The organism is Paraburkholderia phenazinium (genome assembly GCF_900142845.1).
GTDB lineage: Bacteria > Pseudomonadota > Gammaproteobacteria > Burkholderiales > Burkholderiaceae > Paraburkholderia > Paraburkholderia phenazinium_A.
In genome coordinates this window covers 532,567-546,067 of record NZ_FSRU01000003.1, presented here as the reverse complement: position 1 = coordinate 546,067, position 13,501 = coordinate 532,567, and the positions used below count along the sequence as shown (strand labels likewise).

The window sequence follows — 13,501 nt, the reverse complement described above, 5'->3', positions numbered from 1 at the left end:
CCTCGTGACTGGGTTCAAACCGACGTTGCGATACTGCCGAACAGCGAATTCAGGTTGGTGCCGAGCGTGAGGACGGTACCGATGATCACCATGGCGATCAACGTGGCAATCAACGCGTATTCGATGGAGGTCACACCGTCTTCATCGCCGGCAAAGACTTGCGCGGCGGTGGCGGCACGAAGCCAACGAATGGGCGCGACCGGCATCGGCTGGGCGATTCGGAAAACGAAACGGACTGTGTTCACGATTGACTCCTGGTCGATGGGCCGGCGCGGACCCCAAGCAGCGGAAACAGGCGGGACGGACGACGCGAGGCATGGAGTCGTCCGCCGCCGGGAGGCTCAAACCGAAGCGGCGATGTCGCTGAACACGGTGTTCAGGTTGGTGCCGAGGGTCTTCACCGAACCAATGATGACGATGGCGATCAGCGCTGCGATCAGGCCGTACTCGATGGCGGTGACGCCGTCTTCGTCGCGGAGGAAACGCTTTGCGTTGTTGAGGATCTTTTGCATGATTAACTCCAAGAGGACTACTACGGATATAACCCTGAGCCGGAATTGGCGTCGGGAAGGGACTGCGGGTACAGCAAAAAATGGTGGACTGGCTTAGCTGATCTCGCGCGGCGGATCCGTATCGTCAGATACAGGGAGCTGTTGGCAAGCAGCATTGCAGTCGAGGGGAGTCGGGGTGCCGCCATCGCGGTAGCCCGGCCATGCGGGCAACGACACGAACGCACCGCTGGCGGCCGGCTCGCCGCGACGCTTCGAGGCAGCTGCCAGCGGCGTCCAGTTCAGCGGGTCGCGGTGAAGGCGGTGGGTCTTCCGCGTCAAGGTGTCGTTGTTCATGATGTTTCCCCGTGTTCGGTTGCTTATCTAGGGCATGGGGCTGGTCGGCTCCCCTGTCCGCGGTGTCCGGTCCGTTATCTGCACAGGACCTGTTCGACTGCCGCGCTCATCCCTACGCAAGGGGTGGGCCAGCTCGCGCAAAACCGCGAAAACATTGGGGGTGCCCGCCGATTCACGCGCCTGGCGAGGCGTCCGTGTCCGGTTTGTCGCAACATTGAGACGAATCGAGGTGCCAGGCGATCTCTCCAACCGCGCGGAAACGCCCGTGCTGTCTGCCTCGCGTCTTTCGACCAGGGACTTTCCATGAGTTCGCACGAACGACGATTTTGCGAAAAACGGCCGAGTTTCAAATGGGCCGTTTGGACAAGATGTCTCACGGTTGACGCAAATCCTGAGCGTCGAGGCGGTGCGTGCGTGAATTTCGTCCGTTCCGAGGGCAACGAGTGTCAGTTGACGTCCACGATGGAAAACGCGGAGCTTGAAAGTTGGATTGTTTTCCTACAACAATGAACCCAACGTGGGCGTGCGAAACACAGCGTGCATGCTTAGGAATCGAAACAAAATCATAAGTGACCGGATACGCCGAACTGCCATTCGGCGCATACATAGGGCGGGGTGATGGATATCTTTCTTCGGGGACTAGCCTCCACAGAGCGCCGCATTCGCGACTGGGTGAGACGCGACCGGGTGGTCGCGTATAGCATGGTGGCGCTCGTGGTCCATGCCACGATTCTGGGCTTGTGGGCCTGGAGTAGCGACGGCTTCACGGCGAGCGGCAGCTATCGTCCTGGTACGGACTTCTCGGTATTCTGGGTCGCCTCTCACGTGATGTTGCATGGCGCGCCGGCGCAGGTCTACGACTATGTCGCGTTCGGCAAGCTCGAGAGGCTGTTGCTGGACGGCTATCAGCACGGCGGCTTTCTGCCATGGCTGTACCCACCGATGTTTCTTCTGCTCGTCACGCCGCTGGCGTTGTTGCCGTTCTGGCCGGCGTTCTTTGTGTTCGTGGCGGCAAGCGCGGCGGTCTTCGTGGCGGCGGTATTGCGTGTGTCGGGTCTCGCGAACGCTCTCGGCAATGCGAAGTTGGCCCGGCTCGTCGTGGTGGCCTGTCCCTGTGTATTCGTGTGTGCGACGTTTGGACAGAACGCGTTGCTGACGGCGGCGCTGGCGGCGTTCGCCGTGTACTGGGTCGAGCGCAAGCCGGTCCTTGCCGGTCTCTGCATCGGTTTGCTGGCCGCCAAACCGCAGATGGCGCTGCTGTTTCCGCTGGTGTTGATTGCGGCGCGCGCATGGCGCGTGATGGCAGTCGCGGCGGTGACGGCGGGGCTGTTCACGGTGTTGAGCCTGGCGGTGTGCGGGCCGCAGTCGCTGCATCTGTTTCTTGCTAGCGCCAGCCTGGCGCGCGATATCACGCTCGAACACGGTGATCGTTTCTGGCTCGCGTCGTCCACGCCGTTTGCCGCGTTCCGGCTCGCCGGCATGGATCTGACGCTGGCTTATCTCGCGCAAGCGGGCGTGGCGCTCGTCGCAACGGCGGCTGCCTGCTATGTGTGGCGGCGCACACAAGAGATCGGCGCGCGTGCGTCGATTCTCGCCGTGGCGACCTTGATCGCCAATCCCTATACCTGGCACTACGAGCTGACATGGTTGGGGATCGCGCTGGCGTGCATGGTCGCGACGGGACTGCGCCGAGGCTGGGCACGCGGCGAGCAGACGATCCTCGCGCTTGCGTGGATCCTGCCGCTGTATGAGTTCTTCAACCGCGTCGCCGAATGGCCGCAAGTGGGGCCGATCATCCTGTTGCTGATGCTCCTGATGATCGTGCAGCGCGTGCGCGCCGGCGCTGGGAGCGTGCAATGAATCCGATTTCGCCGAATCCTCTGCGGGCCATGCGCCCCTCGCCGCTGCACGCTAGCCGGACCCCCCATGCCCCGCGCGGGCAACACTGGCTCGACAGCGGACGTCTGCGTACCTATTCGCTGGTCGCGCTGGCCTGTTATGCGTTGTTCCTGCTCGTGTATCTGTATCGGACCGAGTGGCAGCACCGGCCCGACTTCGGTCCACTGGCGATGGACTTTCTGCCGTTCTGGAGCGCGTCGTTCCTTGCGTTGCATCGTCACGCCATCGACGCCTACAACCTCGCGGCACTGACCACCGTCGAAACAGAGGCGATTGCACGCGCGCCGGGCATGCTGCCCTGGCTCTATCCGCCGACCTTTCTGCTGGTGGTGTATCCGCTGGCACTGCTGCCGTTCAAGGTTGCCGCGGTGGCGTTCCTCGGCAGTACGCTGGCGCTGTTTGTGAGAGTCGTGTGCGCGATCGTGCCGGGCCGTCATACGCTGCTGTTGGCTGTCGCGTTTCCGGGGGCAGCCCTCGTCCTGGTCAGCGGCCAAAATGGCCTGCTGACCGCTTCCATCGCGGGTCTGGGTCTGGTGTTGCTGCGGCGTTATCCCGTCATGGCCGGTATTTGTTTGGGATTGCTATGCATGAAGCCGCATCTGGCCGTCCTGTTTCCGCTTGCGCTGCTGTGTTCGCGGTCGTGGCGCGCGCTTGCCGCGATGGCGGCGACGGCGGCGCTCATGCTGGCGGTTTCCGTGTTGATGTTCGGCAGCGGGACGTTGGTGGCCTTTCTGCACAACGCCGGCATGATGGCTGGCCTGGTCGCCTCAGGCCGCGCCGCACTCGCCCGGATACCCACCGTGTTTGCGCTGGCGACGCTCGCGCATGTGCCGGCCGCATGGGCGTATGCCGCACAGGGTGCAGCCGCGCTCGCAGCCGCAGCAGCGGTATGCAACGCATGGGGCCGCGAATCGTCCTATGCGCTGCGCGCCGCCGTGCTGATCTGCGCCAGTCTGCTGGTCAGCCCGTATCTGTTCGACTACGACTTCGCCTGGTTGGGCGTGCTGATTGCGTGGTGCGCGCGGCACGGACTTGCCCGCGGCTGGAAGCGCTATGAGCGCGAATGGCTGGTGGGGCTGTGGTGCGTGCCCATTGCGGGTGTCCTCGTGGTGACGCAGGTGAAATTCCAGTTCATGCCGCTGGTGATTGCGGCGACGCTGTGGATGCTGATGCGGCGGATTGCGCAGGAACGGCAAGGACCGGTTGTGCTGGAAGGGGGCGGCGAGCATACCGCTTTGCCGCTTGCCCCGCTGCGAGGATGGCGACGTTAGGCACCGGTCAAAAACAGGTGAGTCAAAACAAGTGAATCAAAGGGGAAGGGGAGCATCATGTCCGCACATAACATTAGAAATCTGATTTCGCTGGTGGTGCCGTTCTATAACGAGGGCGAGGCCGTCGACCATTTCTTTGCCGAGATCGTGCCGGTGCTGGAAGGCATCGAAGGGATCCGCTTCGAGATCGTTTGCGTGAACGACGGCAGCAAGGACGCGACGCTCGACAAGCTGATCGCAGCCAGCACGAAAGATGCGCGAGTGCGCGTGGTTGACCTCACGCGCAACTTCGGCAAGGAAGCGGCGTTGACGGCGGGCCTCGACGAGGCGCTCGGCGACGCGGTGATCCCCATCGACGCCGACCTGCAGGATCCGCCCAGCCTGATCCCGGTGATGATCGAACACTGGCGCGCCGGCGCCGACGTGGTCGCCGCCAGGCGGACCAACCGCGCCTGCGATTCGTTCGCCAAGCGCACCGCGGCCGCGCTGTACTACCGCGTCCACAACGCGCTGTCCGATCTGAAGGTGCCGGAGAATGTGGGCGACTTCCGCCTGATGGACCGGCAGGTGGTCAACGCGCTAAAGCGCTTGCCCGAGCGCCGTCGCTTCATGAAGGGATTGTTTGCGTGGGTCGGCTATCGCACGGTAATCGTCGAGTATCAGCGTGAAGCACGCAGCGCCGGTCATTCGAAGTTCTCGGGATGGCGGCTGTGGAATTTCGCGCTCGAAGGCATCACGAGCTTCAGCACGGTGCCGCTGCGCTGCTGGACGTATATCGGTCTCGCGATTGCCGCGTTGTCGTTCGTGTATGGCGGCTTCATGATCGGACGCACGCTGTTGTTCGGCAATCCGGTGCCGGGTTATGCGTCGCTGTTGTGCGTGCTGCTTTTCATGGGCGGCATCGAACTGATCGGTATTGGTGTGGTGGGCGAATACATCGGACGTATCTACTACGAGTCGAAAGAGCGGCCGGTGTATCTCGTGCGGCGCCGCTATCAGGCCCGCAGCAAGGTGAGCGCGTTGCCGGTGCGCCAAGGGGCGACGGGGGCGGCTGCGGCGCTGCGCTTCGAGCATGCGCGCAAGCGGATTGCGCCGCGCATGCGTGTGGCCGGACGGTAGGTAGTACACTTGTTCGCTGACCTTAAACAGAGCGCGCTCGATCTATCACGTGAACGCTCGATATCAGGAGATCGAACATGCGAACCAGTGCACGGAATCAGTTTGAAGGTGAGGTTGTCAACGTCGAACACGGCGCCGTAAACGACGAGATCACGCTGCGGACCAAAGACGGTCTCGACATCGTGGCGGTCATCACGCATGGCAGCGCGAAATCGCTTGGGCTGACCCAGGGCAAGCCGGCGTTCGGGCTGGTGAAGGCGTCGTCGGTGATCGTCATGGTGGACGTCAGCAGCAATCAGGTGTCGGCGCGCAACTGCATCGCCGGGACGGTAACGGCCGTGACCAAGGGTGCGGTGAATGCCGAGGTCACGATCGCCGGCGCAAGCGGCGCGCAGATCGCGGCCATCATCACCAATGAAAGCGTGGACCGCCTCGGTCTCGCCACCGGCAAAGCCGCTACCGCCATTTTCAAGGCGTCGAGCGTGATCGTCGGCGTGGATCAATAACCGGGCTAGGCCCGCGAGCCGCTATCGCGACACAAGCGTTGCCGTCACGGGATGATGGCAAAGGTGCGCACGTAGCTGGTCCCGCCTGACGGTGTCGCGCGATCCACCGCGTACAGCACATGACGCACGGGGTCGATCGCCACGCCGCGGGCATCCTGGAAGTCGTTGGCAAGCACGCGGATCGTGCCGTCCGGTGCGATCTCGCAGAGGCCGTTCTTGTTGCACTTCGTATAGAGCCGCCCTTGTGCATCCACCGTCATCAAATCGGGGCTGTCGACGTGCGCGAACACCGTAGGCGTCACCGGTGCGGCCGCATTCAGAAGTTCGCTCAGATTCGCCTTCACGATAGTGTTGTTGGCCTGATCCGAGACGAATACATCGCCCCCTGATACGGCAATGCCCACCGGCTTGCCGAGCCCCGTCAGCAAATCGCGTTCGCTGGCCGTGTGGGTGGCCGGGTTGTACGTCACCAGCGTCAGCGCACCCAGCGGCGGGTTGTTGCCGTTCTTGATGAACCAGGTGGAAAGCAACTGGCCAGGGGCGAGCTCAATCAGTCCGAGCCTGCGCCGGGCCGGATTAAGGCCCGCCAGCGGAACCGCGATGCCGCTGCCCCCAATGTCGAAGATCGCGCTCGCGCTGCCAAAGCCGAAGCGCTCGACGACCAGTTCGCCCGAGCGGGTCAGGCTCAACTGACTAAGACTCTTGCCTTGACCCGCTTCGACCGGAATCGATGCGTATGGTGTATAGGTCGCGCCGGTCGAAGTCAGCACGCTGCTGGTGCGGTCATCCGTGATGAACACGGCGCCATCGCCGGGCCGTACGGCAATGCCGTTCGGCAACGCATCGACGGCGACCTTGTGCGGTTGGACGGAGGCTTCGGGCGTGCTGCAGCCTATCAACGCGGCAGCGAGGCTCCAGCTTGCGAAAGCCGCTGCGGCCTTACGCAAAACCCCATGCGATATGAGCATGCTTCCTCCAGAAGGCATTCAAGCTGAATAAACGGCGGACCCGAAGGCCGTGTTGCGCGCGGTCGCAGGGTGGATGGTGCTGCGACGCCATGGGTTCGTAATATACACATAAGCGTCCGGTGGCTTATGCAGCGGCGCGCGGGTGAAGTGCGGCAAGGCGCGGCAAGGCGCGTGACGCCACGCTGCCGGCGTGTAAAGGCCCATGCAGCGGCCCATGCAGCGGCCCATGCAAAGCGGGCCTGCAAAACACTCACCGTTATATCCGATGGTATATTACGGTTTTGGCCCTCCATGATGCTGCGCGGGATGTGTCCCCGACCGAAATTGAATTCCGCCCATGTTGAACACCAGGCACGCCGAACAAGCCAAGGCGAACGTGAAGGCCGTGAAGTTGTATGAGGCGCTGGCTAGCCGAATCGAAGATCAGGTGCGTAGCGGCGTTTTCCTTCCCGGCGAACGCATTCCATCGGTCAGGCAGACCAGTCAGCAGCATCGTCTGAGCATCAAGACGGTGCTGCACGCCTACCTCCTGCTTGAAAGCAAGGGCGTGATCCAGAGCCGCCCGAAGTCGGGCTATTTCGTGCAGGCGGGCCGCCTGCCGGGCCCGCCCGCTGCGCGCGAATTGCGGGCGTCGCAACCGATTGCCGTGTCGGCACAGGTGGACGTCAGCCGTCTCGTCCTCTCCACGCTGCGCTCGATTCGCGGCGACGATGCGATACCGTTGGGCTCGCCCTATCCTGACCCGTCGCTGTTCCCGGTCCAGAAGATCAATGCCTACGGCTATTCCGCTGCGCGTCGCGATCCGCCCTGCGGGACAGCGGACGAGTTGCCGCCGGGCAATCCGGAACTGATCAGGCAGATCGCGCGACGTTATCTGGAGAACGGCCAGCCGGTCGACCCGAACGAGATCATCGTGACCATCGGCGCGACGGAAGCGATCAATCTGTGCCTGCAGGCGGTGGCAAAACCGGGTGACACGATCGCGGTGGAGTCGCCCACGTTCTACGCGATGCTGCATGCGATCGAGCGGATGGGCATGCGCGCCATCGAGGTGGAGACGCATCCCGACGAAGGCATGGACCTCGATGCGCTCGAACGGATAATCGCGCGCGAGCCGATTGCCGCGTGCATGGTGATGCCGAATTTCCAGAACCCGCTGGGCTTTCGCATGTCCGATGCGAACAAGCAGCGGCTCGTGGATCTGCTCGCGCATCACGACGTGCCGATCATCGAAAACGACGTGTATCACGAGCTCTACTTCGGCGAGGTCCATCCCGGCTCGCTCAAGGCTCTCGACAAGAACGGACTCGTGTTGCATTGCTCGTCGTTTTCGAAAAGCCTGTCTACCGGGCACCGGATTGGCTGGGCCATTCCAGGGCGTTATCGCGACCAGGTGGAGAAGCTGAAATTCCTCAATACGCTGACCACGCCGACGATTCCGCAGCAGGCCATCGCCGAGTATCTGAAGAACGACCGCTACGAGCATCACCTGCGCCGCTTGCGCAAGGTGTATCAGCAGAACGCGAATCTGATGCGCGGCACGATCGAACGATGCTTTCCGGCGGGCACCCGGACCTCGAGTCCGATGGGCGGCTACGTGCTATGGGTCGAACTGCCGCCGGAGGTCGACTCGCTCAGGCTGTACGAACTCGCGCTCGAAAGACGGATCACGGTGGGGCCGGGATATATGTTCTCGACGTCCAACGCCTACGGCAACTTTATCCGCCTGAACTACAGCTACGCGTGGTCGGCGTCGATCGAGAAGGCGCTGGTCACGCTCGGCAAGCTGACCGCCACGCTGAAGCGCGAGGCGCGCAGGAAGGTCGCGGTCGTTGCTCAAAGGGCGGATAGCGACGTGGTCGAGGACGTGTCATGTAGCAGTCCCGCCTCGCATCGTTCTTGATATCCGAGATCGCCGCCTCGGCCCAGCGTGGCCCGCCGCATCCAGCGTCGCAACGGGCCACGCCGCACCTCAATGCTTGAGGCAGGTATCCGCATTCTTCCAGGTGCAGGTATCGAGCCCGGTGTGGATGACCGGCTTCACCGTCTTGCCTTCCGCGAGGTCACGCATGACCATCGCCGCCTGATAACCCATTTCCTCCGGCCGCTGCCCAACCAGCACATTGACCTTGTGATCCTTGAGGGCCTGCAGTTCCGGTCCGAGCGTATCGGCCGAGACGATCACGAACTTGCCGCTGTTGATCTTGTCCATGATCGGCGCGACGACCTGCGAATAGGCCTGCGGCGCAAACAGCGGCCAGCCGCCTTCCAGCACGAAGGCATCGAGACCGGTGGCGTTGGCGGTCAGCGTGTCCTGCATCATCTGGTTCGCTTTGGCGGCGTCGTCGTTCACGTAGAGCGGGCAGGCGCTGATCTCCTGCCAGCCGTTTTCGCCGGCGAGCTTGGCGATGCCCTTCTTGCCGGAGAGAACGTCGCGCGTCCCCTGGGCGCGCTGGTTGATGTTCTCCGCCGCGGGATTGCCCATCACGAGGCAGATATTGCCGCCCTTCGGCATCAGCGCCTTCAACTGCTCGCCGAGCTTGACGCCCAGTTCGTAATTGTCGGTGCCGACGTAGCTCTTGCGCAGCGACGCGTCTTTCGGCAACAGATCCGCATCCGCGGTGATGACCGGGATCGGCACATTGCGGCGCCGCAACACCTCGGCCACAGCCGGCGCGTTGGCGGGCGAGATCGCCATGGCCGCCACGCCCTTGGTCAGCAGGTCGTCGATGATCTGCACTTCGGCGCTTTCGTCCGCGGCCGTTGCCGGGCCCGTGTAGTAGCAGGTATAGCCTTCCTTGTGGAGTTCCTTGTTGGCCCGCTCGCAGCCCTGATGCATGAGGTCGAAGTAGGGGTTGTCGAGCCCCTTCACCACCAGCGCCAGGGTCTTATCGGCTGCGAAGACGGAGGAGGCCGCTAGCGCGAGCCCTCCGATCGCAGCCAGACACATCAATACTTTCTTCATGGTCGTCTCCTGTGTGATCTTGTGAATCCCGGCGTCCGGCAGTGCCTCGTTATCCGGCCGCCCCTCGGGCAACGGTCGTCGCGCGGCCGTTGCGCCCAAAGACATTTCAATCTCCTTGCCGCTCGCCGCCGAGCCGGTTAAACAGCACGGCGACGATGATGAAAGCTCCCACGACCGTGCCCTGCCAGAACGAGTCGACGCCGAGCAGGATCAGGCTGTTGCGGATCACTTCGATGAGTGCGGCGCCGACCACGGTCCCGAAGGCGCTGCCGACGCCGCCCATCAGATTGGTGCCGCCGATCACGGTCGCAGCGATCACGCGCAATTCGTCGCCGGTGCCGAGGCCGGTCGTCACCGCGCCGAGCCAGCCGACTTCGAGAATCGCCGCGACGCCCGCCATCAGGCCGGCGAGGATATAGACGGAGCAGATAATGCGGCGCACCGGCACACCCGTGAGTCTGGCCGCATGACGGTTGCCGCCGATCGCGAAGACGTAGCGGCCCCAGCGTGTCCAGGCGAACACGAACCAGAACAGCACGGCGAGGACGAGGAGGAACCACACGGGATTGGCGAGGCCGAATGTCTTGCCGCCGCCGAGCGCAAGCAGCTTGCTGCCGTCGGGGCCGAAATCGAAAATGGTCCGGCTGCCCGAGAACACCAGCGCGAGACTGCGGCCGACGCTCAGCATGCCGAGCGTCACGACGAACGGCTGCATGTCGAGATAGGCGATCAGCAGACCGTTCACGAGGCCGACAATCCCGGCGGTCAGGAGGCCCATGCCGATGCCGGCCCAGATCGGATAGCCGGCATTCATCACCACCGAGAGAACGATGCCCGAGAGGCCAATCGTCGAACCGACCGAAATATCGATGCCGCCCGTCACGATTACCGCCATCATGCCGAGCGCGACGATGGCGACGAAAGCGAAGTTGCGCGTGACGTTGAAGAGGTTCTGCGGCGTCGCGAAGGTCGAGGTGACGAACGACAGCACGACGCAGGCGACGATCGTGGCCAGCACTACCCAGAACACCTGGCTCGCGAGCAGACCCGTCCAGCGGGTGTGGGTCTTCGTGGCTTGCGGATCGTCCATCAATGCGGCGATGGGCGTGGGCCTTTCCTGCGGATCGTTCACGTTCGGGACTCCCATGCGAGTCGGCTTCAGGCGGTGGCGATGGCTCCGGTGATGAGGCCGGTCACTTCTTCCGGCGAGGACGCTTCGGTCTGCTTGTCCGCCACCTTGCGCCCGCGCCGCATGACGACCACGCGCTGGGCGACGGCGAAGACGTCCGGCATGCGGTGGCTGATGAGAATGACCGCGATGCCATGTTCGGACAGCCGCTTGATGAGTTCGAGCACCTCCGCCACCTGGCGCACGCTGATCGCGGCCGTCGGCTCGTCCATGATGACGAGCCGCGCTTCGGAGAGGCGCGTGCGCGCGATCGCCACCGCTTGCCGCTGCCCCCCCGACATCTGCCGCACCAGATCGAGCGGACGCGTCTCCGATTTCAGTTCCTTGAAGAGCTCGCCGGCGCGGCGGTACATGGTGGCGTGATCGAGAATGCGGATGGGCCAGAAACCGAGCCGTGGCTCGCGGCCGAGAAACACATTGGCGGCTGCCGTCAGGTTGTCGCAAAGTGCGAGGTCCTGATAGACGACTTCGATTCCCCGGGCGCGGGCGTCGACCGGCTTGTTGAAATGCACCGGCTTGCCGTCGATGAGGATTTCGCCGTGCGAGGGCGGAAAGTTACCGGCGATGACCTTCACCAGGGTCGATTTACCGGCGCCGTTGTCTCCCATGAGCCCGACCACCTGGCCCGGCTCCAGACTGAACGTGACGTCGTTCAGGGCGCGAATGGCGCCGAAGTGCTTGGAAACGTCTCTGAGCTCCAGAAGACTCATGGAATGTCGCGCTCGCTCCCGTAGAGCCGCCCGTTGCTGCGGCCGAGCGACCGGTAGATGTGCTAACTAGCATTTTTTTATAGCACACGGGCGCTGTTTGGCAAGCAGGGTTCCGGCGCTTATCGGGTTTACCTGCGGGCCGGGATCGAAGCCTCGGACAACCTCATGTATCCGCCCGATCCCACGGCGGCAGCTCACCGAACGCCTCGACGAGGAAATCAATCGCCACACGTATCTTGGCACTCAGGTGCCGGCGACTCGGGTACAACGCGAGCACGTCGATGTCGGGCAAGCGATACTCAGGTAGGACCCGAACGAGCTTGCCGGCGCGCAGGTCCTTGCCGACCAGAAAGGTGGGTTGCCAGATTACGCCTTCCCCGGCGAGCGCCGCAGCGCGCGCCGTATCGCCATTGTTGGTGTGCATGTGACAGTTGACTTTCACGGGGTGAACCGTGTTCTCGCTATCGATCAGTTGCCACTCGTCGCCGGTGGCCGCGTACGAGTAGCCGATGCATCGATGCCCGATCAGGTCCGATGTTGCCGCCGGATATCCGCAGCGCGCGAGATAGGCCGGTGACGCGCACAGGATGTTTCTCGATGTCGCCAGCTTGCGAGCCGCGTGATGGGTCGAGCCGGCGTGTGAGATGCGAATGGCGAGGTCATAGCCTTCATCGACGATATCGACAACGCGGTCGATCAGTGCAACGTCGAGTTCCACATGGGGATATCTCCGCATGAACTCGGGCCATAGAGGCGCCAGATACAGAATGCCAAAGCTTACAGGAGCATTGATGCGAAGCCGTCCGCGGGGTTTGACGGATGCAGATGACACCAGGCCCTCGGTTTCGGCGACGTCGTCGAGGATCGCCTTGCAGCGGGCAAAAAGGGTCTCGCCGCTTTCGGTGAGAGAAAGCCTGCGTGAAGTGCGATTCAGCAGGCGTGTGCCGAGGTGCGCTTCCAACTCATTGACGTAGCGGGTCACGTTGGCGGGCGACGTGTCGAGCGCATCGGCGGCGCGCGTGAAGCTGCTGCGGTTCACCACGGTCACGAAGACTTCATAAGCGCGCAGCCGATCCATGTGCTTCCCCGATCGTTCACAATTGCTGAATGATATACCCATGTTTTGCGCCTTTCTGCCTCTGCGGCTGAAGCCTATATTGCTTCCCATGGACCGGGGCATTGGGCACCGGCCAACCAACAGCAGCAGGAGATTCAACATGGAACGCCTGACAGGAAAAGTCGCCATCGTGACCGGCGCCAGTGCGGGAATTGGCCGTGCCACCGCAAAGCTGTTCGCGGCGGAAGGCGCAAAAGTCGTCATTGCAGCGCGGCGCGAAGCCGAACTTGAAACGCTCGCTGCCGAGATCGTCAGCGAAGGCGGCGAGGTCGCGCTTCTCGCGGGCGACGTGCAGTCGGAAGCGTTCGCGAAAGCGCTGGTCGCGCTCGCGGTGAGCCGCTTCGGCCGCCTCGATATCGCCTATAACAACGCCGGCACCTTGGGCGAAATGGGGCCGAGCACGGGCGTGTCGGAAGAAGGCTGGTCGGCCGCATTGGCGACCAATCTGACGAGCGCCTTTTTAGGTGCGAAGCACCAGATCCCCGAACTGGTGAAGCAAGGGGGTGGATCGATCATCTTCACGTCAACGTTCGTCGGCTACTCATTCGCGTTCCCAGGGACCGCGGCCTACGCTGCGAGTAAGGCTGGGTTGATTGGATTGACGCAGGCGCTGGCTGCCGAGTATGGACCGCAAGGCGTGCGCGTGAATGCCATTTTGCCTGGCGCTGTGGACACACCGATGTATCGCGACATGAACGATACCGCCGAGTCGCAGGCCTTCGTGACCGGATTGCATGCGCTCAAGCGGGTCGCACGCCCCGAAGAACTCGCTCGCTCGGTGCTTTATCTCGCGTCCGATGATTCGTCCTTCGTGACCGGTACCGCCTCGTTGGTCGATGGCGGCGCATCGATTACGCGTACGTAAGCTTCGTTGGCGGTGCCCAGCATTAGCGTCGTCGACAACGCGATGCC

General features: G+C 63.1%; 14 protein-coding genes. 6 read left to right on the top strand and 8 right to left on the bottom strand.

What is annotated here, in order from left to right; all coding sequences use genetic code 11:
* Positions 1–14 precede the first annotated feature (14 nt).
* From BUS12_RS36080 to BUS12_RS36070, 3 genes are all read right to left on the bottom strand, one after another.
* Complete coding sequence (locus BUS12_RS36080) at positions 15–245, bottom strand: Flp family type IVb pilin (protein WP_429306411.1); 231 nt, start codon at positions 243–245, stop codon at positions 15–17.
* Positions 246–341: 96 nt separating this feature from the next.
* Positions 342–512, bottom strand: coding sequence for a Flp family type IVb pilin (locus tag BUS12_RS36075; RefSeq protein WP_074302265.1), 171 nt, complete (start codon positions 510–512; stop codon positions 342–344).
* Positions 513–605: 93 nt separating this feature from the next.
* Complete coding sequence (locus tag BUS12_RS36070; protein WP_074302264.1) at positions 606–845, bottom strand: hypothetical protein; 240 nt, start codon at positions 843–845, stop codon at positions 606–608.
* Positions 846–1,463: 618 nt separating this feature from the next.
* Here BUS12_RS36070 and BUS12_RS36065 point away from each other — a divergent pair.
* From BUS12_RS36065 to BUS12_RS36050, 4 genes are all read left to right on the top strand, one after another.
* The gene (locus tag BUS12_RS36065; protein WP_074302263.1) at positions 1,464–2,705 is read left to right on the top strand and encodes a glycosyltransferase family 87 protein; all 1,242 of its coding nucleotides are present in this window, start codon (positions 1,464–1,466) and stop codon (positions 2,703–2,705) included.
* The gene (locus BUS12_RS36060; RefSeq protein ID WP_074302262.1) at positions 2,702–4,015 is read left to right on the top strand and encodes a glycosyltransferase family 87 protein; all 1,314 of its coding nucleotides are present in this window, start codon (positions 2,702–2,704) and stop codon (positions 4,013–4,015) included. Before BUS12_RS36065 ends, BUS12_RS36060 begins: the two co-directional genes overlap by 4 nt.
* 57 nt (positions 4,016–4,072) lie before the next feature.
* Complete coding sequence (locus tag BUS12_RS36055; protein ID WP_074302261.1) at positions 4,073–5,134, top strand: glycosyltransferase; 1,062 nt, start codon at positions 4,073–4,075, stop codon at positions 5,132–5,134.
* Positions 5,135–5,211: 77 nt separating this feature from the next.
* Positions 5,212–5,640 carry a TOBE domain-containing protein gene (locus tag BUS12_RS36050; RefSeq protein ID WP_074302260.1) on the top strand — a complete coding sequence of 143 codons (429 nt, stop codon included), beginning with the start codon at positions 5,212–5,214 and terminating at the stop codon, positions 5,638–5,640.
* A gap of 44 nt (positions 5,641–5,684) precedes the next feature.
* Here the strand turns inward: BUS12_RS36050 and BUS12_RS36045 are convergent, their stop codons facing one another.
* Complete coding sequence (locus tag BUS12_RS36045) at positions 5,685–6,608, bottom strand: NHL repeat-containing protein (protein ID WP_074302259.1); 924 nt, start codon at positions 6,606–6,608, stop codon at positions 5,685–5,687.
* Between the two features lie 385 nt (positions 6,609–6,993).
* Here BUS12_RS36045 and BUS12_RS36040 point away from each other — a divergent pair, with 385 nt between their 5' ends.
* A complete protein-coding gene (locus BUS12_RS36040; RefSeq protein ID WP_083640859.1) occupies positions 6,994–8,511 on the top strand; it encodes an aminotransferase-like domain-containing protein in 1,518 nt (505 codons plus the stop codon).
* A 69-nt stretch (positions 8,512–8,580) separates the two neighbouring features.
* Here the strand turns inward: BUS12_RS36040 and BUS12_RS36035 are convergent, their stop codons facing one another.
* From BUS12_RS36035 to BUS12_RS36020, 4 genes are all read right to left on the bottom strand, one after another.
* The gene (locus tag BUS12_RS36035) at positions 8,581–9,678 is read right to left on the bottom strand and encodes a sugar-binding protein (protein ID WP_253190306.1); all 1,098 of its coding nucleotides are present in this window, start codon (positions 9,676–9,678) and stop codon (positions 8,581–8,583) included.
* A 1-nt stretch (position 9,679) separates the two neighbouring features.
* Positions 9,680–10,720, bottom strand: coding sequence for an ABC transporter permease (locus BUS12_RS36030; RefSeq protein WP_083640832.1), 1,041 nt, complete (start codon positions 10,718–10,720; stop codon positions 9,680–9,682).
* A gap of 11 nt (positions 10,721–10,731) precedes the next feature.
* On the bottom strand, positions 10,732–11,472 hold the full coding sequence (locus BUS12_RS36025; protein WP_074302258.1) for an ATP-binding cassette domain-containing protein: 741 nt from the start codon (positions 11,470–11,472) through the stop codon (positions 10,732–10,734).
* A 163-nt stretch (positions 11,473–11,635) separates the two neighbouring features.
* Positions 11,636–12,550 carry a LysR family transcriptional regulator gene (locus BUS12_RS36020; RefSeq protein ID WP_074302257.1) on the bottom strand — a complete coding sequence of 305 codons (915 nt, stop codon included), beginning with the start codon at positions 12,548–12,550 and terminating at the stop codon, positions 11,636–11,638.
* A 139-nt stretch (positions 12,551–12,689) separates the two neighbouring features.
* Between BUS12_RS36020 and BUS12_RS36015 the strand changes: the two genes are divergently transcribed.
* Positions 12,690–13,454, top strand: coding sequence for an SDR family oxidoreductase (locus tag BUS12_RS36015; RefSeq protein ID WP_074302256.1), 765 nt, complete (start codon positions 12,690–12,692; stop codon positions 13,452–13,454).
* The last annotated feature ends 47 nt before the right edge of the window (positions 13,455–13,501 follow it).

What these genes read in the sequence shown, in the direction of transcription:
- BUS12_RS36075 (WP_074302265.1), bottom strand. Translation starts at nt 512, where the DNA reads ATGCAAAAGATCCTCAACAACGCAAAGCGTTTCCTCCGCGACGAAGAC.
- BUS12_RS36070 (WP_074302264.1), bottom strand. Translation starts at nt 845, where the DNA reads ATGAACAACGACACCTTGACGCGGAAGACCCACCGCCTTCACCGCGAC.
- BUS12_RS36065 (WP_074302263.1), top strand. Translation starts at nt 1,464, where the DNA reads ATGGATATCTTTCTTCGGGGACTAGCCTCCACAGAGCGCCGCATTCGC.
- BUS12_RS36060 (WP_074302262.1), top strand. Translation starts at nt 2,702, where the DNA reads ATGAATCCGATTTCGCCGAATCCTCTGCGGGCCATGCGCCCCTCGCCG.
- BUS12_RS36055 (WP_074302261.1), top strand. Translation starts at nt 4,073, where the DNA reads ATGTCCGCACATAACATTAGAAATCTGATTTCGCTGGTGGTGCCGTTC.
- BUS12_RS36050 (WP_074302260.1), top strand. Translation starts at nt 5,212, where the DNA reads ATGCGAACCAGTGCACGGAATCAGTTTGAAGGTGAGGTTGTCAACGTC.
- BUS12_RS36045 (WP_074302259.1), bottom strand. Translation starts at nt 6,608, where the DNA reads ATGCTCATATCGCATGGGGTTTTGCGTAAGGCCGCAGCGGCTTTCGCA.
- BUS12_RS36035 (WP_253190306.1), bottom strand. Translation starts at nt 9,678, where the DNA reads ATGTCTTTGGGCGCAACGGCCGCGCGACGACCGTTGCCCGAGGGGCGG.
- BUS12_RS36030 (WP_083640832.1), bottom strand. Translation starts at nt 10,720, where the DNA reads ATGGGAGTCCCGAACGTGAACGATCCGCAGGAAAGGCCCACGCCCATC.
- BUS12_RS36025 (WP_074302258.1), bottom strand. Translation starts at nt 11,472, where the DNA reads ATGAGTCTTCTGGAGCTCAGAGACGTTTCCAAGCACTTCGGCGCCATT.
- BUS12_RS36020 (WP_074302257.1), bottom strand. Translation starts at nt 12,550, where the DNA reads ATGGATCGGCTGCGCGCTTATGAAGTCTTCGTGACCGTGGTGAACCGC.
- BUS12_RS36015 (WP_074302256.1), top strand. Translation starts at nt 12,690, where the DNA reads ATGGAACGCCTGACAGGAAAAGTCGCCATCGTGACCGGCGCCAGTGCG.